The sequence below is a fragment of the Bordetella petrii genome, from assembly GCF_020991325.1.
Classification (GTDB): Bacteria; Pseudomonadota; Gammaproteobacteria; order Burkholderiales; family Burkholderiaceae_B; genus Bordetella_A; species Bordetella_A petrii_E.
Genome location: NZ_JAJMLX010000062.1, coordinates 1 through 20,132, shown reverse-complemented (window position 1 = coordinate 20,132; position 20,132 = coordinate 1). Strand labels below are relative to the sequence as shown.

24 protein-coding genes are annotated in these 20,132 nt (G+C 65.8%); 11 read left to right on the top strand and 13 right to left on the bottom strand.

Going from position 1 to position 20,132, the window contains the following annotated elements:
* The 7 genes from LPZ50_RS08860 to LPZ50_RS08830 all read right to left on the bottom strand — a co-directional run.
* On the bottom strand, positions 1-186 hold a 186-nt coding region (locus LPZ50_RS08860), incomplete at its 3' end, for a hypothetical protein (RefSeq protein WP_230660107.1).
* Positions 183-308, bottom strand: a complete 126-nt coding sequence (gene cydX, locus LPZ50_RS08855; RefSeq protein WP_230660104.1) for a cytochrome bd-I oxidase subunit CydX — start codon at positions 306-308, stop codon at positions 183-185. The genes LPZ50_RS08860 and cydX, both read right to left, overlap by 4 nt.
* A gap of 11 nt (positions 309-319) precedes the next feature.
* Positions 320-1,474: a cytochrome d ubiquinol oxidase subunit II gene (cydB, locus tag LPZ50_RS08850; RefSeq protein WP_230660101.1), complete on the bottom strand. Its 1,155-nt coding sequence runs from the start codon at positions 1,472-1,474 to the stop codon at positions 320-322.
* A 15-nt stretch (positions 1,475-1,489) separates the two neighbouring features.
* Complete coding sequence (locus LPZ50_RS08845) at positions 1,490-3,067, bottom strand: cytochrome ubiquinol oxidase subunit I (protein WP_230660098.1); 1,578 nt, start codon at positions 3,065-3,067, stop codon at positions 1,490-1,492.
* 126 nt (positions 3,068-3,193) lie between these two features.
* Positions 3,194-3,739: a GbsR/MarR family transcriptional regulator gene (locus tag LPZ50_RS08840; protein ID WP_230660095.1), complete on the bottom strand. Its 546-nt coding sequence runs from the start codon at positions 3,737-3,739 to the stop codon at positions 3,194-3,196.
* A gap of 170 nt (positions 3,740-3,909) precedes the next feature.
* Positions 3,910-4,671, bottom strand: coding sequence for an isochorismatase family protein (locus tag LPZ50_RS08835; protein WP_230660092.1), 762 nt, complete (start codon positions 4,669-4,671; stop codon positions 3,910-3,912).
* Positions 4,672-4,681: 10 nt separating this feature from the next.
* Positions 4,682-5,677 (bottom strand): Bug family tripartite tricarboxylate transporter substrate binding protein, encoded by a 996-nt coding sequence (locus LPZ50_RS08830; protein WP_230660089.1) that lies wholly within the window; start codon positions 5,675-5,677, stop codon positions 4,682-4,684.
* An 83-nt stretch (positions 5,678-5,760) separates the two neighbouring features.
* Here LPZ50_RS08830 and LPZ50_RS08825 point away from each other — a divergent pair, with 83 nt between their 5' ends.
* Positions 5,761-6,516, top strand: coding sequence for an IclR family transcriptional regulator domain-containing protein (locus tag LPZ50_RS08825; protein WP_230660086.1), 756 nt, complete (start codon positions 5,761-5,763; stop codon positions 6,514-6,516).
* Between the two features lie 182 nt (positions 6,517-6,698).
* On the opposite strand, the gene purT is transcribed toward LPZ50_RS08825, so the two are convergent.
* On the bottom strand, positions 6,699-7,913 hold the full coding sequence (gene purT / locus LPZ50_RS08820) for a formate-dependent phosphoribosylglycinamide formyltransferase (protein ID WP_230660083.1): 1,215 nt from the start codon (positions 7,911-7,913) through the stop codon (positions 6,699-6,701).
* A gap of 100 nt (positions 7,914-8,013) precedes the next feature.
* Between purT and LPZ50_RS08815 the strand changes: the two genes are divergently transcribed.
* The 8 genes from LPZ50_RS08815 to hprK all read left to right on the top strand — a co-directional run bounded on the left by LPZ50_RS08815 (position 8,014) and on the right by hprK (position 13,917).
* The gene (locus LPZ50_RS08815) at positions 8,014-9,003 is read left to right on the top strand and encodes a KpsF/GutQ family sugar-phosphate isomerase (RefSeq protein ID WP_230660080.1); all 990 of its coding nucleotides are present in this window, start codon (positions 8,014-8,016) and stop codon (positions 9,001-9,003) included.
* The gene (locus tag LPZ50_RS08810) at positions 9,000-9,608 is read left to right on the top strand and encodes a KdsC family phosphatase (RefSeq protein WP_230660077.1); all 609 of its coding nucleotides are present in this window, start codon (positions 9,000-9,002) and stop codon (positions 9,606-9,608) included. Before LPZ50_RS08815 ends, LPZ50_RS08810 begins: the two co-directional genes overlap by 4 nt.
* 6 nt (positions 9,609-9,614) lie before the next feature.
* Positions 9,615-10,232, top strand: coding sequence for an LPS export ABC transporter periplasmic protein LptC (gene lptC, locus LPZ50_RS08805; protein ID WP_230660074.1), 618 nt, complete (start codon positions 9,615-9,617; stop codon positions 10,230-10,232).
* Complete coding sequence (lptA, locus tag LPZ50_RS08800) at positions 10,229-10,885, top strand: lipopolysaccharide transport periplasmic protein LptA (RefSeq protein WP_230660070.1); 657 nt, start codon at positions 10,229-10,231, stop codon at positions 10,883-10,885. Before lptC ends, lptA begins: the two co-directional genes overlap by 4 nt.
* Before the next feature lie 35 nt (positions 10,886-10,920).
* On the top strand, positions 10,921-11,712 hold the full coding sequence (gene lptB / locus LPZ50_RS08795) for an LPS export ABC transporter ATP-binding protein (protein ID WP_230660067.1): 792 nt from the start codon (positions 10,921-10,923) through the stop codon (positions 11,710-11,712).
* A 228-nt stretch (positions 11,713-11,940) separates the two neighbouring features.
* A complete protein-coding gene (gene hpf / locus LPZ50_RS08790) occupies positions 11,941-12,279 on the top strand; it encodes a ribosome hibernation-promoting factor, HPF/YfiA family (protein WP_230660064.1) in 339 nt (112 codons plus the stop codon).
* Positions 12,280-12,515: 236 nt separating this feature from the next.
* Positions 12,516-12,971: a PTS sugar transporter subunit IIA gene (locus tag LPZ50_RS08785; RefSeq protein ID WP_230660110.1), complete on the top strand. Its 456-nt coding sequence runs from the start codon at positions 12,516-12,518 to the stop codon at positions 12,969-12,971.
* Positions 12,972-12,990: 19 nt separating this feature from the next.
* Positions 12,991-13,917 (top strand): HPr(Ser) kinase/phosphatase, encoded by a 927-nt coding sequence (gene hprK / locus LPZ50_RS08780; protein ID WP_230660061.1) that lies wholly within the window; start codon positions 12,991-12,993, stop codon positions 13,915-13,917.
* A gap of 53 nt (positions 13,918-13,970) precedes the next feature.
* Here the strand turns inward: hprK and LPZ50_RS08775 are convergent, their stop codons facing one another.
* Positions 13,971-15,257, bottom strand: coding sequence for a c-type cytochrome (locus LPZ50_RS08775; RefSeq protein WP_230660058.1), 1,287 nt, complete (start codon positions 15,255-15,257; stop codon positions 13,971-13,973).
* A 9-nt stretch (positions 15,258-15,266) separates the two neighbouring features.
* On the bottom strand, positions 15,267-15,881 hold the full coding sequence (locus LPZ50_RS08770) for a c-type cytochrome (RefSeq protein ID WP_230660055.1): 615 nt from the start codon (positions 15,879-15,881) through the stop codon (positions 15,267-15,269).
* Positions 15,882-16,173: 292 nt separating this feature from the next.
* Between LPZ50_RS08770 and rapZ the strand changes: the two genes are divergently transcribed.
* The gene (gene rapZ / locus LPZ50_RS08765; protein WP_230660052.1) at positions 16,174-17,046 is read left to right on the top strand and encodes an RNase adapter RapZ; all 873 of its coding nucleotides are present in this window, start codon (positions 16,174-16,176) and stop codon (positions 17,044-17,046) included.
* Positions 17,043-17,972, top strand: coding sequence for a septal ring lytic transglycosylase RlpA family protein (locus LPZ50_RS08760; RefSeq protein ID WP_230660048.1), 930 nt, complete (start codon positions 17,043-17,045; stop codon positions 17,970-17,972). Before rapZ ends, LPZ50_RS08760 begins: the two co-directional genes overlap by 4 nt.
* A 12-nt stretch (positions 17,973-17,984) precedes the next feature.
* Here LPZ50_RS08760 and LPZ50_RS08755 read toward each other — a convergent pair whose 3' ends face one another.
* The 3 genes from LPZ50_RS08755 to LPZ50_RS08745 form a co-directional block, all read right to left on the bottom strand.
* Positions 17,985-18,548 (bottom strand): methylated-DNA--[protein]-cysteine S-methyltransferase, encoded by a 564-nt coding sequence (locus LPZ50_RS08755; RefSeq protein ID WP_230660044.1) that lies wholly within the window; start codon positions 18,546-18,548, stop codon positions 17,985-17,987.
* Positions 18,545-19,483, bottom strand: coding sequence for a 16S rRNA (cytidine(1402)-2'-O)-methyltransferase (gene rsmI, locus LPZ50_RS08750; protein WP_230660041.1), 939 nt, complete (start codon positions 19,481-19,483; stop codon positions 18,545-18,547). The genes LPZ50_RS08755 and rsmI overlap by 4 nt, the downstream gene beginning before the upstream one ends.
* Positions 19,484-19,495: 12 nt before the next feature.
* Positions 19,496-20,132, bottom strand: a 637-nt coding sequence (locus LPZ50_RS08745) for a hypothetical protein (protein ID WP_230660038.1), incomplete at its 5' end; no start/stop codon positions are given.

Genomic DNA, 20,132 nt, shown 5'->3' with positions numbered 1-20,132 from the left:
GATGATCCGGCGCTGGCGCTCGGGCGAGGCGAGGATCGCGTTGTACTCGTTGATCTTCGCCTGGAGCTCGTCGTGCTCGGCGACGATCTTCTGGCGCTCCAGGGCGGCGAGCCAGCGCGCGTGCGCCCGGCTGGATGGATCGGACGCGGCAGCGGGATCTGGCGTTAACCCCGGACTACTGCTCACGCTTCGCCATGCGTGTTGGCGGAATCGCGCTCAGCGTCTTCGCGCAACTCGAACCACATGGCATTGAGAATGCCGAACGCACATGCCAGGCCCAGGCCGAGAATCCACGAGAAATACCACATACGTGCAACTCCTAATACGAATTGGGCGTGCCGTCGACGGATTCGTTAGTGACCTTGCCGCGCATCACGCGGTAGACCCAGGCCGTATACGCCGTGATGATGGGGATGAAGATCACCACGGCCAGCAGCATGATCCACAGCGTCATCCTGCTGGAAGACGCATCCCAGACAGTGAGGCCGAAGCGGGGATCGGCCGACGAAGGCATCAGGAACGGAAACAGTGCCAGGCCCACCGTGAGGATCACGCCGGCAATCGCCAGCGACGACACAATGAAGGTGACCCAATGCCAGCGCAGTGTCAGCAGCGCAATGACCAGCAGCGCGCCGCCCACGCCCAGCGCGGGGGCGATCCACGCCAGCGGCCAGCGAGCAAAGTTGGCCATCCAGGCGCCGGACTCTACCGTCACCGCCTTCAGCAGCGGGTCGGAAGGCGCAGCGGTGTTGATGGTGCTGGAAATCATGTGGCCGTCGATGCCGCTCGCCACCCAGAACCCACCCGCGGCAAACAGCAAGGCAGTGACCAGCGCCGCAAGGCGGCCGGCATTGCGCGAGCGGTCGGCCACCGCGCCCTCGGTGCGCCAGGCCAGCACCACGGCGCCATGCATGACCAGCATGGACACGCTGAGCAGCCCCGCAAGCAAGGTGAACGGCGTGAACAGTTGATAGAAATGCCCGTGGTACAGGGGCCTCAGCATCGCGGGATCGTAGCCGAAGGGCACGCCCACGATCAGGTTGCCCATGGCCACGCCGAACACCAGCGAAGTCACGACGCCCGACGCGCACAGCACGTTGTCCCAGGTGCTGCGCCAGCGCGTGCCGTCCATTTTACTGCGGTACTTGAAGCCGACGGGCCGCACGATCAGCGCCACCAGCGCCAGCATCATTGCCAGGTAGAACCCGGAGAACGATGCCGCGTACAGCAGCGGCCAGGCCGCGAAAATGGCGCCCCCGCCGGTAATCAGCCAGACCTGGTTGCCTTCCCATACCGGGCCCACCACGTTGATGACCACGCGGCGTTCGGTATCGGTGCGGGCCACCACCGGCAGCAAGGCCGCCACTCCCAGGTCGAAACCGTCCATCACGGCAAAGCCGATCAGCAGCACGCCCAGCAAAGCCCACCAGATCACCCGCAAGGTGGCGTAGTCAATAGGAATCAGACTGTCCATGTGCGTACTCCGCGATCAGTAGGCATCGACGGCCGAAGCCACCGGGTCGGTTGGAGACGGGCGCGGCGCCGGCTTGTCTTGCTTGGGGCCGGCCTTGATGGCGTGCAGCATGACCTTCACTCCGATGACCAGCAGTACCGTGTACAGCACCAGGAATATGCCCAGGCTGATGGCCAGGTCGGCAAAAGTAAGGCCGGACGCCGCGTAGTACGTGGGCAGCACGCCTTCGATGACCCAGGGCTGGCGGCCGTATTCAGCCACGAACCAGCCGGCCTCGATGGCCACCCACGGCAGCGGCAGGCTCCACAATGCCACTTTCAGGAAACCCGTGCGCTTCTGCAGCTGGCCGCGCGAAGCGAACCAAAATGCCACCGCAAAGAAGGCGATCAGGTACATGCCCACTCCCACCATGATGCGGAACGCCCAGAATAGCGGCGCGACCTGCGGAACGGTGTCCAAGGCCGCCTGCTTGATATCGGCGTCGGTGGCCTTGGCGAGATCGGGCTGGTGGCGCTTGACCAGCAGCGCGTAGCCCAGGCTGGGCCAGGTCTTGTCCAGTGTCATGCGCGCATCGGTGTCCTGGGGGTTGGCCCGTATGCGCTGCATAGCCTCGTAGGCCACCAGGCCTTCGCGGATACGGAACTCGGCGCGGCGGACCAGGTCATTGATGCCCAGCAGCGGCGTCGTGAGCGAGCGCGTGCCGATAATGCCCATGACGTAGGGAATCTCGATGGCGAAGTCGTTCTTGCGCTCGGCCTGGTTGGGAATCGCGAACAGGTTGAAACTGGCCGGGGCGGGCTCGGTTTCCCACATGGATTCGATGGCCGCGATCTTCATCTTCTGGTGCTCGGTGGTGAGATAACCGCTTTCGTCGCCCAGCACCACCACCGACAGCGCCGCGGCCAGGCCGAAGCTGGCCGCAACCGCCATGGAACGCTTGGCCATGTCGATATGCCGCCCGCGCAGCAGATACCATGCGCTGATCGACATGACGAACATGGCGCCCGCCACATACCCCGCGCTGACCGTATGCACGAACTTGGCCTGGGCCACCGGGTTGAGCAGGACGGCAAGGAAATCCGTCATTTCCATGCGCATGGTGTCGGGGTTGAATACCGCGCCCACCGGGTTCTGCATCCAGCCGTTGGCGATCAGGATCCACAGCGCCGAGAAGTTGGTGCCGAACGCCACCAGCCATGTCACGGCCAGGTGGCCCACCTTCGACAGGCGGTTCCAGCCGAAGAAGAACAAGCCGACGAAGGTGGCCTCCAGGAAAAACGCCATCAGGCCTTCGAGCGCCAGCGGCGCGCCGAAGATGTCGCCCACGTAATGGCTGTAGTAGGCCCAGTTCATGCCGAACTGGAACTCCATGACCACCCCGGTTCCCACGCCCAGCGCGAAGTTGATGCCGAACAGCGTGCCCCAGAACATGGTCATGCGGCGCCAGATGTCGCGCCCCGTCATGACGTACACGCTTTCCATGATAGCCAGCAGGAACGACAGGCCCAGCGTCAGCGGCACGAAAATGAAGTGATACATGGCTGTCGCGGCGAACTGGAAGCGCGACAGGTTGACGACGTCGATATCAATCATGGGTAGCCCCTGTACAACAGCAAACCACGATGGCACGCATACGCCGCGGCCGATGCGACACGCAACCCATGATAAGGGTGTTACGTGGCAACTTCATAGGAGAACTCCCGATTTTCCGCCGCGACGTCATTCCCGGCCTCGCAGCTTGCCGGCAAAATCCAACACTTTCTGCACCTTGGTGCCCAGCTTCATCAGCCGTTGCAGCGTCTCGGGCGGCAGGTGGTGCACTTCATCGAACCAGCCCGTGGACAGCTCGATGAGCTCGAGCATTTCGCTCATGCGTCGCTGGGCGTAGACCTCGGCCGCGCCGGCCGGAGGCGCCAGCAGGGTGTCGCGCAACAGGGTCAGGGTGGGGTCGATTTCGCGCTTGCGCTTTTCTTCCATGAGGATGCGGAAGATTTCCCAGACATCGCCGGGGGTTTCGAAGTAGTCGCGGCGGTCGCCAACCTGGTGTACCAGTTTCACCAGCCGCCACGACTGCAGCTCTTTCAGGCCCATGCTGACGTTCGAGCGCGAAAACCCCAGCGCCTCGGCGATATCGTCGGCATGCATGGGCTGGGGGGCCAGGAACAGCAGGGCGTAGATTTGCCCCACTGTGCGGTTCACCCCCCACCGGCTGCCCATTTCACCGAAGTGCAGGACGAAACGTTCGGTCTGGGGGCTGAGCGGCATGTTTTGTTACTTTGATTTCAGTAATTTCTGAAATTATCGAATTAACTAAAATCAAATGCAAGCCGAAAAAAAGCCGCCCTTGTGAACTGACCCCCGAAAGTTGGACATAGAGCCAACCTTCGGGGGTCAGTTCACTGAGGCGGCCATGCGGGTTCCCGGCGCGGCAGCTATCAGGCGGCCTGTGGCTGCAGGGCGCGGGCGAAACTTTCTACATCGCTGACCCAGCCGAAGAAGGTCTCGATGTTGTACAGCGCGGCCTGGCGTGTGAATGCCGGACCCGCCTGTGTCGTGGCGTCATCCAGCAATGCGCAAAAGTATTCGTGATGATAAGCATCGCGCAGCGTCGATTCGACACATACGTTCGTGGCGATTCCAGCAAACAGCAGCGTGCGCACGCCACGGGCGCGCAATATGCCGTCCAGCGTGGAATTGAAGAATCCGCTGTAGCGGGTCTTCGCCACCACAAGGTCTCCTTCCTGGGGGGCCAGTTCGTCGACCAGCGCGTAATCCCATCCGCCCTTGCTTAACAATTTGCCGTCCAGATCGGCGCGTTCGCGCATGACACGCAAGGCATTCGATTTGTGCCAGTTGGGAGAGTCCGGCCCGCCAGCTTCGGCGTACTGCCCATCCCAGCCATTCTGCAGGTAAATGACCTGCATCCCGGCCGCATGGGCGGTGTCCAGCGCGCGCCGCGTACCCGCGACGGCGCCGGAAGCCAGGGATATGTCGAAGCCGGCCTGGTCCATATAGCCGCCGGCGGAAATATAAGCGTTCTGCATGTCCACCACGATCAGTGCGGTTGATGCAGGGTCGAAATGCAGTGCCTGCGGACGCGCAGCCAGCACGCGCGCGTGCTGGCCGGCAAACGGCGGGTGCCCCACGCGGCGGATATCGTCGACAACATTTAGGCGACGGGATGATGGGCTACTCATGCGGCACTCCTTACTGGTCCAGCTTGCCGATACCGGCGGCTTCGATGCGTTGTTTCAGGATACCCCGGCTTTCGGCGATAAAACTGCGGTACTGGTCGGCGGATTCCGCAAACAGCCGGATCGACAGGTTCTCGGAGGCATACTTGACCAGCTCGGGGTCGGCCACTGCCTGCTTGACAGCATCGGCGATCTTCTGCCGGATCGCCGGATCCACGCCGGCAGGCGCCGCCAGGCCCAGCGTGTAGCCAGTATCCAGATTGTCGTAGCCCAGTTCCCGGAAGGTGGGCACATCGGGCGCATTGGGCAGGCGTTCCTGGCCTGAGACGACCAGCACCCTGACTTTGCCCTGGTCGATGAAACCAATACTCGACGGAATGATATTGCCGAAGAGAATCTGGATCTCGCCGCCCAATAAGGCAATCATCGCCGGCCCCTGCCCCGCGAAGGGAATGTGCACCATGTCCAGATCGAACTGCTTGGACAGCCAGGACAGTCCCAGGTTGGTCGAGTTCGACACGCCGTACGAGCCATAAAACGTCTTGCCCTTGTGTTGGCGGGCGTATGCGATGAATTCCTGGAAGTTCCTGGCTGGCGACTCGGCATTCACAAAGAGCGCGAACGGGCTCGAGGCGAAGCGGGTGACAGGCACCAGATCTTTGTCTGGATCGTACGACAGCCGGTTGTACAGCAGCGGATTGAGCTGGAAGGTCGAGTCGGACGCGAACAGCAAGGTGTAGCCGTCGGCCGGAGAGCGCGCCACAGCCGAGGCCGCGATGGATTCGCTGGCGCCCGGACGGTTCTCGACAATGACTTTCTGCCGCCAGATGTCTCCCAGCTTGCGGGCCAGCGCGCGCGCCATGCTGTCGGTCCCCCCGCCCGGCGCGTACGGCACGATCAGGCGGACAGGCTGCTCAGGGTATGAATCGGATGCCGCCAGGCTGCTGCCGCCGGCAAGAACGCCAGCCGCAAAAGCCAGCGCAGCCAGGGTTTTTCGGTAAGGTATCATGCGTAATCTCCAGGGTTCCCGGGGTACGGCTTGGCGCGCGCGAGGGGCGTTGAGTCAAGCAAAGAAGCAATAGGAATAGAACAATGGGCTCGTACGAACCGGTGGTCGCTTTGATGCGGGGCCTGGATATCCTGCGATGCCTGAATGAACAGGGCCCCGCCACCGTGGGCCAGCTTCATGCCCACACCGGCATTGCCAAGCCCACTGTCGTGCGGGTGCTTGAAACACTGGTCCACATAGGCTACGTGCAGCGCTGCGACGATGACCGCAAGTACACCGTCACGGCAAAAGTGCTGACCCTGGCCAACGGCTACGACGCGCAGACCCAATTGCTTGCGGTGGCTTCGCCCATTCTGGATGCGCAGCGCCAGACCGTCGGCTGGCCCATCGAATTGGGTGTCTTCGACCACGACGCAATGGTCATCTTGAACACCAGCCGCAAGGCCGGCGTGCTGGCCATCAATCGCAAACCGGGCTCGCGCGTGCCCGTGCTGCGCACCGCGCTGGGCCGCGCATATCTGGCGGCGCTGTCGCCGGCCTTGCTGGATGAGCAACTGCTCAAGCTGGCCGGACAAGCAGGCCCGGATTTCGACCTGGCCCGCAACACGACTGAGCTGGCGGACATTCTGGCCCAGGCCCGCGAACGTGGCTATGCCGTGGCCGACACGGAAACTCTCAGCAACGGACGCGCGCTGGCGAGCGCCATCATGCACAACGGCGCACCGATCGCCAGCGTGAATATTGTGGTGCATACCTCCGCGATGTCGCGCACCGAGCTTGAGCAGCACTTCGGCGGTGCCATACGCACGATCGCGTCTGATATTTCGAACGCACTGTAGCGCGGCCGAACGCCCGCCCCCCTTATCCTCGATCACCGCTGTCTCCGTACCGTGCCCCATCCAACGTTTCATCTATTGAAACGATATTTCAAATATAGTCTAAACGAGTACGGCCGGTTCAAGGCTCAGGGCTTACCCGGAGCTCTGGCCATCGGTTGGTGAAAATTGGCCTGGCGGCTTGCTCAGGTGTGCACGGTGACCGCGGCGGAGACCCGCTTGGCCTTCTCGCGCGCGGCGTCCACGCCCGAATCCGTGGCCAGCGCCACGCCCATGCGGCGCTTGACGAACGATTCGGGCTTGCCGAACAGGCGGATATCAGTGCCGGGCTCGGCCAGCGCCTGGGCCACGCCGTGGAACGACACCCCACGGGCATCCACGCCGCCATAAATGACACTGCTGGCGCCCGGCTGGCGCAGCGCGGTATCCACCGGCAGGCCCAGCAAGGCGCGGGCATGCAGTTCGAACTCGCTTTGCACCTGGCTGATCATGGTGACCATGCCCGTGTCGTGCGGCCGCGGGCTGACTTCGGAAAACCATACCTGGTCGCCCGCCACGAACAGTTCCACCCCGAACACGCCCAGGCCGCCCAGTTCGCCGGTGATGGCGCGGGCGATATCGCGCGCGCGCTCGAGCGCGGCGGGCTGCATGGGATGGGGCTGCCAGCTTTCGACGTAGTCGCCGTCGACCTGGAGATGCCCGATGGGGTCGCAGAAGTGGGTCTGGATGCTGCCGTCGGCCGCGCGGGCCCGCACGGTCAGCAGGGTGATTTCGTAGTCGAAGCGGATGAAGCCTTCGACGATGACGCGGCCGGCCCCGACGCGGCCGCCTTCCTGCGAATAGCGCCACGCGGCCGGGATATCGTCCGGCCCGTGGATGACCGACTGCCCCTTGCCCGACGAGGACATGACCGGCTTGACCACGCAGGGATAGCCGATGCCGCCGTCGACGGCCTGGCGCAGTTCGGCTTCGGAGTCGACAAACTGGTAAGGGGAAACCGGCAGGCCCAGGGTTTCGGCGGCCAGCCGGCGGATGCCTTCGCGGTTCATGGTGAGCTGCGCCGCGCGGGCCGTGGGCGTGACGCGCACCGCGCCGGCCGCCTCGAGCTCGACCAGCATGTCGGTGGCGATGGCCTCGATCTCGGGCACCACGACATCGGGGCGCTCTTGTTCGATGACCCGGCGCAAGGCGGCGCCGTCGGTCATGGAAACCACGTGCGCGCGGTGGGCCACCTGGTGGCCCGGCGCGTCAGCATAGCGGTCGACCGCGATAACCTCGGCCCCCAGGCGCTGCAGGGCGATGATGACTTCCTTGCCTAATTCGCCGGCCCCCAGCAGCATGACGCGGGTGGCCGAAGCGGACAGGGGCGTGCCCAGCACGGGAGCGGGAATCGAGGACATGATTGACGAGCCTGGAAGAGTTGAAACGGAAATTTGCCGCGCCAGCATGCCATAGGCCCCCAAGCGCGGCAACCTGCCATACTGCGATTAAAATCCGTCCATGACTGAGCACCCCCCTTTCTCGTCCACCGCCGCGCTCGATTCCGCCCGCCGCACCCTGCAGATCGAGGCGCAGGCCATCACCGACCTGTCCGCACGCCTGGACGGCGGTTTTGCCAGCGTGGTCGACATGCTGCTGGGATGCCGCGGCCGCGTCGTGGTCAGCGGCATCGGTAAAACCGGCCATATCGCCCGCAAGATCGCCGCCACCTTCGCCTCGACCGGCACGCCGGCCTTTTTCGTGCACGCCGCCGAGGCGGTGCACGGCGACCTGGGCATGATCACCCGCGACGACGTCCTGATCGCTATCTCGCATTCCGGCTCGGGCCAGGAACTGCTGACCATCCTGCCGGTGGCGCGACGCATGGGCGCCGGCCTCATTGCCATCACCGGCAATCCCGATTCCGAACTGGCGCGCCTGGCCGACCTGCACCTGGACACCAGCGTGGCCCAGGAAGCCTGCCCGCTCAACCTGGCGCCCACCGCCAGCACCACCGCGGCGCTGGCACTGGGCGACGCCCTGGCGGTGGCGTGCCTGGAAGCCCGCGGCTTCGGCGCCGAAGACTTTGCCCGCTCGCATCCCGGCGGCACGCTGGGACGCCGCCTGCTGACCCACGTGCGCGATGTCATGCGCCAGGGAGCGGCGCTGCCCACGGTGGCGCAAGATTCCCCGCTGTTCGCCGCACTGGAAGAAATGTCGGCCAAGGGCATGGGCATGACCATCGTGCTGGATGGCGCCGGCAAGCCTACCGGTATATTCACAGACGGCGACCTGCGCCGGCTGATAGCCAAACACGGCGATATCCGCAACTTGACGGTCGAGCAGGGCATGACCCGCATGCCGCGCAGCATCGCCCCGGAAGCGCTGGCCGTGGAAGCCGCCCGCGAAATGGACGAACAGCGCCTGAGCCAGATGCTGGTGCTGAATACCGATGGCACCCTGCTGGGCGCCTTGCACATGCATGACCTGATGGCCGCCAAAGTGGTATGACCATGACAACTTCCCGTTCCGCATCCCACCCCGCCGAAGCCCTGGTACTGGCCCGCATCACGCCGGCCGTGCGCGAGCGGGCCGCCGCCGTGCGCCTGATGGTGTTCGACGTCGACGGCGTCCTGACCGATGGCAGCCTGTACTACGGCGAAAACGGCGAACTCTTCAAGCGTTTCCATGCCCTGGATGGCCACGGCCTGCGCCTGCTGCTCGAGGGCGGCCTGAAGGTGGCCCTGATCACCGGGCGCGCAGGTCCCATCGTCGATCGGCGCGCCGCCGAGCTGGGTATCGCCGAAGTCATGCAGGGCGTGCGCGACAAAGCCGCCGCCTTGGTGGAACTTGCCCAGCGCAGCGGCGTCGAACTGAACCAGACGGGCTATATGGGCGATGACATCATCGACCTTCCCGCCATGCAGCGCGCGGGCTTTGCGGCCAGTGTCGCCACCGCCCCCGGCTATATCGCGCAAGCCGCGCACTGGGTCGCCACGCAGCCCGGCGGCGGCGGCGCGGTACGCGAATGCTGCGACCTGCTGCTGGCCGCGCAAGGCCGCCTGGGAGCCTTCATGACGGGCCCGGGCCTGCTGGGCCCCGGCGCCATACAGTAACCAGGCATGAAAGAACGCTTCCCCGCCCTGATCGCACTGTTCCTGCTGATCACACTGGTCGTTGGCACCTGGTGGGCCGCCGACTACGCGCAGCGCGCCATCCCCATCGACCCGCCCCGCCGCCTGACCCACGAAATGGATTCCTGGGCGCGCGATTTCGTCATGCTGCGCACCGATCCCGCCGGCAAGCCCATCAACCGCCTGGAAGGCTCGTACGCCGAACACTTTCCCGACGACGATTCGTACCACGTGACCGACCCCCGCGCCATCGGGCAGCAGGAAAACAACCCCATCACCGTGGGCACCTCGGACACCGCCATCATGGAACGCGGCGGCTCGCGCATTATCATGAACAAGAATGCGCGCGTGCACCGCCAGCAAGACGCCAACAACGACGCGCTGGACGTGCGCAGCGAACAACTCATCATCCTGCCCGACGAAGACGTTATCTACACTGACCTGCCGGCCGTTGTCGTGAAGGGCAACTCGCGCATGAGCGGCACCGGCATGCACTACAACAACAAAACCCGGCAACTCGAGGTATCGGCATCCACGGATGTCGAGATCGCCGGCTCCGAAACACGCAAGCGCCCCTCGGGCGATTCAACCCAGAACCGACCATGAACCACGCACGGACTCTTCTCGCTTCTACCGCCGGGCGGCTTCCGCGGCAGGCCCAGGGCGCCCCATGGCGCGCTTTCCTGGGCGCCCTGCTGTTGGGCGCGGCCAGCCTTGCGCAGGCGCAACAGCAGGCCGCTCCCGCGGAAGAGCCCAGCACGCTGATTTTGTCCGACACCCTGCACTACGACGACATCAAGCGGCAAAGCATTTTCACCGGCAATGTGGTGCTGACGCGCGGCCTGATGAAACTGACCGCCGACAAACTCGAAGTGCGCGAAGACGAGGCCGGCAACCAGTTCGGCACCGCCACCGCCAACAAGGGCAAGATCGTCACCATCCGGCAGGAACGCCCCGAAACCTTCGAAGTCATCGAAGGCCGCGGCCTGCGCGCCGAGTACGCCAGCAACAACAGCCAGTTCGACCTGATCGGGCAGGCCGTGGTTACCCGCTACATCTGTGGCAAGCCCTTCGACACCATACGCGGCGAACGAGTTCGCTACAACGAGAAAACCGGCGTCTATGAAGCTTTTGGCGGCCCCAATTCGTCGGCCGCCGGCGGACGCGTGCGTTCGCTGGCCATGCCCCGCGCCAAGGCCGACGCCGCCGTCGCCGAATGCCGCGCCAAGGGCGGCAAAAGCGCCAAGCAGGGCGGCTGAGCGCCGCCTGTCCCGCCGATTACCACCGCATATCCATGACCAAGATCCCCTCGCCGCCTTCCGCGCCCGCTGTCGGCGGAACCCGACAAGGCAGCCTCAGCGCCACCGGCCTGCGCAAGGTCTATAACGGCCGCACCGTGGTTCAAGACGTATCCCTGTCCGTGGTCAGCGGCGAAGTCGTGGGCCTGCTGGGCCCCAACGGCGCCGGCAAGACCACCAGTTTCTACATGATCGTCGGGCTGGTGCCCGCCGACGCCGGCCGCATCGAGATCGACGGCACGGCCATCACCTCGATGCCCATCCACAAGCGCGCGCGCATGGGCCTTTCATACCTGCCGCAAGATGCTTCCGTGTTCCGGCGCCTGACGGTCGAGCAGAACATCCGAGCCGTGCTCGAGCTGCAGGTCGATGCACAGGGCAAGGGCCTGTCCGCGGCGCAAATCAAAGAACAGCTTGAAGCGTTGCTCGATGAACTGCAGATCGGCCACATCCGCGGCAACGCGGCGATCTCGCTGTCGGGCGGCGAGCGCCGCCGCGTGGAGATCGCCCGCGCGCTGGCTACCCGCCCGCGCTTTATCCTGCTGGACGAACCCTTTGCCGGCGTCGATCCCATTGCCGTCATTGAAATCCAACGCATCGTGCGCTTCCTTAAGGGCCGCGGCATCGGTGTCCTGATCACCGACCACAACGTGCGCGAAACGCTAGGCATCTGCGACCGCGCCTACATCATCAGCGAAGGCAAAGTGCTTACCGACGGCCAGCCCGACGAGATCGTGGGCGACCCCGCCGTGCGGCGCGTATACCTGGGCGAGCACTTCCGCATGTAACCACCCCGTCCCCGGAAACTTCCTTCCAGGGAACGTCCGCTATCTGCCCTGGGTTTGTCCCAGGGCAGCTTGTTTTAGCGACCAGAGTCTATACACTAGTACTAACGGCAGCCGTATTACCGCGGCATGCCGCAGTCGCTTTTATCCAACACACATAGGAGCCCGCCTTATCCCATCAACCGCGCAATACGCGCACCCATTTCTCTTTATCTAGAAGGAGAGCGCACTATGAACCTGAGCATCTGCGGTCGTCATCTCGACGTCACCCCGGCCATCCGGGAATATGTCATGAACAAACTGGCGCGAGTGCTGCGGCATTTCGATCACGTGATCGATACCCAGGTCATGCTCTCAGTAGAGCCCCTGCGGCATAAAGCCGAAATCACCATGAGACTGCGCGGCAAGGACATCCATTGCGAAGCCGTGGATGAAAACCTTTACGCAGCCATAGACCTGCTGGCCGACAAGATCGACCGCCAGGTTATCAAGCACAAAGACAAGGTGCAAAGCCACTCGGCAGAGTCGGTGAAGCGACAAGCGGCTGCCATGGTGCAGCAAACCCCGTAATCCCGCGCTTCGCCAATGCTCGAGCCGTCAGGCACCCGAGCTTGAATCCCTGATCCCACTAAGGATCGCCTGATCCCGGTGTCCCGCGAGATGCAGTTTCCGTCCCGCCGGGGCATCGGCAAATCGCCTCCCCCCCTCCCATTGCCTCCCGGAACCGACTATGCTTGCGGATCCGCAACAGGCAAGCGGCCGCAAGGAATTTTTGCACTGCGGCATATAACCATATAATGACCCGCATGAATCATTTGTCGCGCATCCTACCCGCCGGCAACGTCGTGCTCGACATGCAGGCCACCAGCAAAAAACGAGCATTCGAACAGGCCGGCCTGCTCTTCGAGAACAACCACGGGCTGGCCCGGACCATCGTGTTCGACAGCCTGTTTGCCCGCGAGCGCCTGGGGTCCACTGCCCTGGGCCAGGGCGTGGCCGTGCCGCACGGCCGCGTCAAGGGCCTGGAAGAACCGCTGGCGGCATTTATCCGCCTGGCGCAGCCCGTGCCTTTCGACGCGCCCGACGGCCAGCCGGTTACCGTACTGATGTGCCTGCTGGTGCCCGAAACCGCTACCCAGCAGCACCTGGACATCCTGGCCGAACTGGCCCAACTGATGTCCAACAAGGCGCTGCGCGAGGCCCTGCTTACCGAAACCGATCCGGCCGAAGTGCACCGGATGCTCACCACGGGCCAACGCTGACCCTAGCGGAGCCGCTTCCATGCTTAGCGTGCAGGAACTGGTCGACGACAACGCCGACAAAATCCCCTTCAACTGGATCGCTGGGCAAGGCGCCGCCGACCGCGCCATCCGCGACGACGGCATGGCGGCGGCCGACCTGGTCGGCCACCTGAACCTCATCCACCCCTCGCGCATCCAGGTATTCGGCCAGGAAGAACTGGCCTATTACAGCCGCTTCGACCTGCGCCGCCGGGCGCACCACATGGACGAGCTGCTGATCGGCGGCGTGCCGGCTATTTTGCTGGCCGATGGCCTGGCCGCCCCGCAAGACCTCATCGACCAGTGCGACCAGCACCAGGTGCCGCTGCTGTCCACCCCGGTGGCGGCAGCCCAGTTGATCGACCTGCTGCGCATCTACCTGGGCAAGAAACTGGCGCCCACCACCACCGTGCATGGCGTATTCATGGACGTACTGGGCCTGGGCGTGCTCATTACCGGCGAATCGGGCCTGGGCAAAAGCGAATTGGCGCTGGAACTGATTTCCCGGGGCCACGGGCTGGTGGCCGACGACGCGGTGGAGTTCTCGCGCACCGCGCCCAGCATGATCGAAGGCCACTGCCCGCCGCTGCTGCAGAACATGCTGGAAGTGCGCGGCCTGGGGTTGCTGGATATCCGCACCATCTTCGGCGAGACGTCCGTGCGCCGCAAAATGCGCCTGAAACTGATCGTGCACCTGGTGCGCGCCACGGCGCAAGACAAGTTCGAACGCCTGCCGCTGCAAGACATCACCCAGGATATGCTGGGCCTGCCCGTGCGCAAGGTCATGCTGCAGGTTGCGGCCGGCCGCAACCTGGCGGTGCTGGTCGAGGCCGCCGTGCGCAACACCATCCTGAAGCTGCGCGGCATCGATACCCTGGGCGAATTCATGGAACGCCAGGCCATGGCGATCCTGCAAAGCAGCAAGTAAACCGCGGGCGCGCGGCAATGCCTGCGCCCGCAGCATGCATATTTCCCGCTTTCCTAGCGCAGCGTCGAGGCGTCGCGCACGCGCTGCACTTCGAATGACGTGACGGCGCCGGCCTGGTTGCCCCAACTGGACCGCACATACGACACCAACGCGGCGATGTCTGTATCGCCGAGTACCGGGCCGAATGGCGGCATGCCGTGCGGCCGCGGATAAGCCGCCGTGGCCGGCGCGTACCCGCCATCGAGCACCATCCGTATAACGTTTGCCGGCGAAGGCGCGGTAACGGTGGGATTGCCTGCCAGCGCCGGCCAGGCGCCGGCGCTGCCCTGTCCCTGCGCCTGGTGGCACTGCGCGCAATGCTGGGTATACAGGGCGGCACCACGATCCATCAGGGCCGCTGACGGCATCGATGCCGGACCGGCTCCGGCCGCCGGCGTGGCCGGCAGCGATTTCAGGTACGTGCCTATCGCCAGGGCGTCCGCGTCGCTCAGGTATTGCGAGCTGCCCAGCACCACTTCCGCCATGGGCCCGGCGGCGGTGGAATGCCTGGCCATGCCGGTCTGCAGCAGCAAGGCGATATCGGCCGCGCTCCAATTGCCCAATCCAGTGGACGCGGCCCCACCCAGCGGCGGCGCGTACCAGCCCAGGCCGGCGATCAGGCCGCCAGACAGGGCTTCGGGGTTTACCGTGGCCCCCAGCCGGTTGCGGGGAGCGTGGCACGCCGCGCAGTGGCCCGGCCCCCGGACCAGATAGCGGCCACGGTTCCATTGCTGCGATTGCCCCGCGTCCGGCGCCTGCACGCCGGGCTTGAAGTACAGCGCGCGCCAGAACGCCAACAGACCGCGCTGGTCGTACGGGAAGGCCAGGTCGTGCGGCCGGCTGGGCTGGCTGGCTGGCGGCACCGTGCGCAAGTACGCGAACAGCGCGTCGGCGTCCGCGCGCGGCATGCGGGTGTATTCGGTATACGGAAAGGCGGGATACAGCAGGCTGCCGTCTTTGGACTTGCCATTGTGCAGCGCCCGCCAGAAATCATCGGCGCTCCATGCGCCTATGCCCGTTTGTGGATCGGGAGTGATGTTCGGGCCATACAACGTGCCGAACGGCGTGGGAATGGGCGTGCCCCCGGCATATGGCTGGCCGCCTTGCGTGGTGTGGCAGGCCATGCAGTTGCCCAGCCGCGCCAGGTAGCGGCCCTGCTCTACCAGGCGTTCGGCCTCGGGCGGCGGCGCGGCGGCGCGCGCCGGGGCGTCATCGCGCGTGCCCATCCAGTACAAAATGGCCGCGATGGCCACGCACAGCATGGCCAGTGCCAACAATCCGAGTGTGATGATGCGCTTCATGCCGGCCCCCTATCGCTGTACCTGGCTGCCGCATTCGGCGGGCAGGTCCACCGACCCGGCCGGGTCGGGATGGTAGGGCTGGGCCACGGGTTGCGCCGACAGCCAGGCCGACAGCGCACCGATATCTTGCGGCGTGAGTTGCCGCGCCACGTCCGCCATGCAATCAGGCGCCGCCGCGCGGCGCAGGCCATTTTTCCAGCCGCCGATCTGCGCGCCGATGTAGTCGCGCGGCAGGCCCAGCAAACCTGGGATGGCGGGCGCCACGCCGCCCAGCGTGGTTCCGTGGCACGCCGTACAAGCCGGCAGGCCGCGCGCGGCATCGCCCCGAGTGGCCAGGACGCGGCCCTGTTCCAGCATGTCGGCGGCTGCGGCGGGCCGTGGCGGCGGCGGATAAGGTACCTGCTGATCGGCGAAGTACGCCGCCATCTCGCGCAGATAGGCATCAGGCAGGCCGGCCAGCAAATGCGTCATGGGGCGGTACTGGCGCAACCCGTCACGAAAATTCAGCAGTTGGTGGTACAGATAATCGCGCGGCTTGCCGGCCAGGCGCGGGTAGTAGCCATCGGTGCCAGCCTTGCCTTGCTCGCCGTGGCAGGCCGTACAGGCGGCGACACGGGCGCGCATGGTGTCAGGCTGCAGTTGCCCGCCTTGATCATTTTGTGCCCAGGCCGGGCCGGAGAGCAGCGCCAGGGCCGCGCAAGCAGGCAAACTCGCCGCAAGATGACGCAATTTGCGAAAAAAACACTCGAACAAGGCAAATTCTGACATTGTTGCGCAACAAATTGATAGGGGCTGATCACCATATCGCTGGGCCACGCCAGCCCAAAAGATGGGTACGGATCAGCTCAGCAGTGTAGGCCATATCGCTTGGCATTCCCCGGCATTGTGACGGCAAAATCGTGCAACAATCAGGACCATGCTGAAAGTCGTCCTCATTACCGGAATCTCGGGCTCTGGCAAGTCGGTGGCGCTGCGCATGCTGGAAGATGCGGGCTACACATGCATCGACAATTTGCCGGTGCGATTCCTGGCCGAATTCGTTGCCGGCGCACGCGACGACGGCCTGGAACGCGTCGCCATTGCCATCGATGTGCGCTCGCCCGGCGAACTAGCCGAACTACCCGGCGTCATTACCGCGATGCGTGCCCTGGGCACGTCGCTGCGGGTGGTTTTCCTGGACGCCAACACCAACACGCTGGCGCAACGCTATTCCGAATCACGCCGCCGCCATCCGCTGACCGACCGGCTGTCGCGCGGCGGCCAGACACCGTCGCTGCTGGACTGTATCGCGCTGGAACGCGACCTGCTGGCGCCCTTGCGCGAACAGGAACACGTCATCGACACCTCGGAGCTCACGCCCGGCCAGTTGCGCGCCTGGATCCGCGACTTGGTGCAGGCCGATCGCCCGCCGCTGGTGCTGACTTTCGAATCTTTCGCCTATAAGCGCGGCGTGCCGAACGACGCCGACCTGGTATTCGACGTACGCTGCCTGCCCAACCCCTACTACGACCGCAACTTACGCCCGCTGACAGGCCGCGACGAGCCCGTGGCCACCTGGCTGGCGGGCTTCGAGATCGTGGGCCGCATGGTCGATGATATTGCCGGCTACCTGCAGCGCTGGCTGCCGCAGTACACCCAGGACACGCGCAACTACCTGACGGTGGCCATCGGCTGCACCGGCGGCCAGCACCGGTCGGTATACGTGGTCGAGCAACTGGCATTGCGCTTTTCCGAACACGATCCGCTGCTGGTGCGCCACCGCACGCAAATGCCGGAAGAAACCGCATGACGCGCTATCGCCTGATACTCGCGCCTATCCTGGTCGGGCTGGCCGTGCTGATAGCAGGCTGCTCGTCGCCCGGCACGCGCAAGGCCGGCGGCTACTACCAAGATGACGGCCCTGGGGCCAATCCGCCTGCCGACCTGGACAACATTCCCGATGCCATTCCGCGGCTGGAGCCGCTGGCCCGCGGCGCCAACCAGCCGTATACGGTGTTCGGCAAGCGCTATGTGCCCGTGAATGACGACAGCAAGGCCTACACGGAACGCGGCACGGCGTCGTGGTACGGCAAGAAATTCCACGGCAACCGCACGGCCATCGGCGAGGTCTATGACATGTATGCCATGACGGCGGCCCACCCCACCATGCCGCTGCCCAGCTACGCGCGCGTCACCAGCAGTCTCAACGGCCGCACGGTGGTCGTGCGGGTGAACGACCGCGGGCCGTTCCACAGCGACCGCATCATGGATCTTTCGTACGCCGCTGCGCGCAAACTGGGCCTGATCGGCCCCGGCCACGGCGAAGTCACCGTCGAGCGCATCCTGCCGGACGAAATCCGCATGGCGCAGGCGGACACGGACAAGGCCCTGGCCGCCACGCCGGTGGCATCGGTGGAACCCACGCCCTTGCCTGCCCCCACCCGGGTAGCCGCCCTGGCCGCGCCCCAGAGCGCCGCCACGAACGCGGCATCGCCCCCCGGCGCGGTGTACCTGCAAGTAGGGGCCTTCAGCCAGCCGGCCAACGCCCAGACGCTGATGCACCGGGTCAATAGCCAGCTAGACACTCAGGCAGACACGCCGCCGGCCCAGGTACAGCAGATCGGCAGCCTGTACCGGGTGCGCATCGGTCCGTACGGCGACCGCGCCACCGCCCTGGCCGCTGCCAAGCAGGTGGCCGACCAGACCGGCATCCTGCCCAGCCTGGCCATGCACTGAAGCTCCGCCCGGCTACCAGGGCAGTTCGGCCTGGCCGTCGGGAACCCGGCGCACCCGCGCGCCGCGCCCCGGATAGCGATGCCCTTCGTGCGCCAGCAGTGCCTGCTTGCGCGCCAGGCCGCCCCCGAAACCGGTCAGCGAGGTATCGCGCCCCACCACGCGGTGGCAGGGAATGAAGATAGAGATCGGATTGCGGCCGATGGCCTGGGCGGCGGCGCGCACCGACCTGGGCTTGCCAATGGCGAATGCCAGATCACCGTAGCTGCAGGTGGTGCCGAACGGCAAATCCAGCAGGGCCTTCCACACCGACTGCTGGAACGCCGTGCCCAGCGGGTCGAGCGCCACTTCGAACGCGCGGCGCTGGCCCGCGAACCACTGCGTGAGTTCGGCCTGGGCCTGGTTCAGCACCGCGTGTCCGGGCTGCAGCCGCCAGGCCGGCGAAGCCGGCGGCAGATCCGATTGATCCAGGAACCACGCACCGCGCAGGGCGGTGTCGCTGGCAGCCAGGCGCACGCCGCCCAGGGGCGTATCCATGTCCAGATAGGCAACCGCCTCATCGGCGGCCAGGCGCTTCATGCGCCCCCCCGGCGGGCCAGCGCCAGGGCATACAGCGCATCGCGCGGCTGGCCCGTGACTTTGGCGGCCACGCGTGCCGCATCGCGCACCGACAGCGTTTCCAGCAGGGCATCCAGCAGTGCGGCCGTGGCCGGGTCTTCCATTCCCGCCTGATCGTCGGGCCGGCTTTCAGCCGCGTGCACGATCAGCACGAACTCGCCCTGCTCGCGATGCGTATCCGCCGCCAGCCACTCGGCCGCCTGCGACAGCGGCATGGTGGCGATCTGCTCGAAGCGCTTGGTAAGTTCGCGGGCAATGGTCAGTTGGCGCTGCGGGCCGCACACCTCGAGAAGGTCGGCAAGGGTGGCGGCCAGGCGGTGCGGCGATTCGAACATCAGCACCGGGGCCGGCAATGCACACCACGAGCGCAGCCAGCGCTGGCGGGCCGCCGCCTTGGGCGGGGCGAACCCGGCGAAGGCGAAGGCCGGGTTTTCATCGGACGTGACACCGCTGCCCATCAGCGCGGTGATGACAGCGCTGGGGCCGGGCACCGGCACCACCGGATGTCCCGCGGCGCGCACCGTGCGCACCACGCGCGCACCCGGGTCGCTGACCGCCGGCGCGCCCGCGTCGGACACCAGGGCCACGCGCTGCCCTTGCTCCAGCCGCGTGCAGATATCCTGCGCGGCCGCGGCCTCGTTGTGGCGGTGCGCGGCCATCAGGGGGGTAGAGATGCCCCAGGCATCGAGCAGGCTGCGGCTGGAGCGTGTGTCTTCGGCGGCGATTACATCGGCGCGGGCCAGCGCCTGCCAGGCGCGCAAGCCCAGGTCGCCCAGGTTGCCGATGGGGGTGGCCACCACATACAGTGCGCCCGCGGGCCAGTGCTGGCCGGCCACGCGTTCGGCCATGCGGCTGAAGGCGTCGCCGTCGGCCGTGGGCGAGACATTTTGATTCATTGGAGATGTCGGCTAAGCGGCAAATTGTGCCAGTGTAGTCCTCCCCCCGCCGCCTGCCACGCCATCATGCATGACCCCGCCCTGGAAATCGCCTACGAACGCGCCCGCCTGGCGCAACAGCGCCTGCTGAAGCGGCGCCGGACCGCCGCCCGGCGCGCCCGGCGTGGCCGCCGGGGGCTTGGGGAGCTCGCTCGGGCCGTAGCCCTCGAAGTAGCTGGTGGAGGGGATCACGAAGGCGCGCAGCGTCACGTCGCCCGCCTTGCTCAGCTGGAAGGTGACCGGCTGGGCGTCGCCGTTCCTGGCGGCCTCCTTGCCGTTCTCGACGACGGCGGACGCGTTGTCCTTGCCGCCGAGGATCAGCGAGCCGTGCGGGGGCACGGTGAGCCCCTTCTGGCCCTTGGCGGGGGACAGCTTCACCGTGGCGCCGGAGGACGCGAGCTTGACCGCGTCGAGCGTCTGCGGCTTGTCGCCGTTGTTGAAGAGGGTCGCCGCGATGACGGCCGGACCGGGGGCGTCCGCCTTCGGCTGCGTCAGGACGGTCGCGTTCTGGATCTTGATGTCACCGACCTTGACGGCGGCGTTGTCCGGCTTCACTTCGAGCGTCTGCGCGTCGTTGCCCGCCGAGCAGGCGGCGACAGAGGCGAGCGAG

Bases quoted from the DNA above. Each gene is read 5' to 3' on its own strand.
- LPZ50_RS08775 (WP_230660058.1), bottom strand. From the start codon at position 15,257: ATGAAGCGCATCATCACACTCGGATTGTTGGCACTGGCCATGCTGTGC.
- hpf (WP_230660064.1), top strand. From the start codon at position 11,941: ATGAACCTGAGCATCTGCGGTCGTCATCTCGACGTCACCCCGGCCATC.
- LPZ50_RS08835 (WP_230660092.1), bottom strand. From the start codon at position 4,671: ATGAGTAGCCCATCATCCCGTCGCCTAAATGTTGTCGACGATATCCGC.
- purT (WP_230660083.1), bottom strand. From the start codon at position 7,913: ATGTCCTCGATTCCCGCTCCCGTGCTGGGCACGCCCCTGTCCGCTTCG.
- rsmI (WP_230660041.1), bottom strand. From the start codon at position 19,483: ATGAATCAAAATGTCTCGCCCACGGCCGACGGCGACGCCTTCAGCCGC.
- LPZ50_RS08785 (WP_230660110.1), top strand. From the start codon at position 12,516: ATGAATCATTTGTCGCGCATCCTACCCGCCGGCAACGTCGTGCTCGAC.
- hprK (WP_230660061.1), top strand. From the start codon at position 12,991: ATGCTTAGCGTGCAGGAACTGGTCGACGACAACGCCGACAAAATCCCC.
- rapZ (WP_230660052.1), top strand. From the start codon at position 16,174: ATGCTGAAAGTCGTCCTCATTACCGGAATCTCGGGCTCTGGCAAGTCG.
- LPZ50_RS08810 (WP_230660077.1), top strand. From the start codon at position 9,000: ATGACCATGACAACTTCCCGTTCCGCATCCCACCCCGCCGAAGCCCTG.
- LPZ50_RS08825 (WP_230660086.1), top strand. From the start codon at position 5,761: ATGGGCTCGTACGAACCGGTGGTCGCTTTGATGCGGGGCCTGGATATC.
- LPZ50_RS08760 (WP_230660048.1), top strand. From the start codon at position 17,043: ATGACGCGCTATCGCCTGATACTCGCGCCTATCCTGGTCGGGCTGGCC.
- LPZ50_RS08815 (WP_230660080.1), top strand. From the start codon at position 8,014: ATGACTGAGCACCCCCCTTTCTCGTCCACCGCCGCGCTCGATTCCGCC.
- LPZ50_RS08755 (WP_230660044.1), bottom strand. From the start codon at position 18,548: ATGAAGCGCCTGGCCGCCGATGAGGCGGTTGCCTATCTGGACATGGAT.
- LPZ50_RS08830 (WP_230660089.1), bottom strand. From the start codon at position 5,677: ATGATACCTTACCGAAAAACCCTGGCTGCGCTGGCTTTTGCGGCTGGC.
- cydB (WP_230660101.1), bottom strand. From the start codon at position 1,474: ATGGACAGTCTGATTCCTATTGACTACGCCACCTTGCGGGTGATCTGG.
- LPZ50_RS08845 (WP_230660098.1), bottom strand. From the start codon at position 3,067: ATGATTGATATCGACGTCGTCAACCTGTCGCGCTTCCAGTTCGCCGCG.
- lptC (WP_230660074.1), top strand. From the start codon at position 9,615: ATGAAAGAACGCTTCCCCGCCCTGATCGCACTGTTCCTGCTGATCACA.
- lptB (WP_230660067.1), top strand. From the start codon at position 10,921: ATGACCAAGATCCCCTCGCCGCCTTCCGCGCCCGCTGTCGGCGGAACC.
- LPZ50_RS08840 (WP_230660095.1), bottom strand. From the start codon at position 3,739: ATGCCGCTCAGCCCCCAGACCGAACGTTTCGTCCTGCACTTCGGTGAA.
- LPZ50_RS08770 (WP_230660055.1), bottom strand. From the start codon at position 15,881: ATGCGCGCCCGTGTCGCCGCCTGTACGGCCTGCCACGGCGAGCAAGGC.
- lptA (WP_230660070.1), top strand. From the start codon at position 10,229: ATGAACCACGCACGGACTCTTCTCGCTTCTACCGCCGGGCGGCTTCCG.
- cydX (WP_230660104.1), bottom strand. From the start codon at position 308: ATGTGGTATTTCTCGTGGATTCTCGGCCTGGGCCTGGCATGTGCGTTC.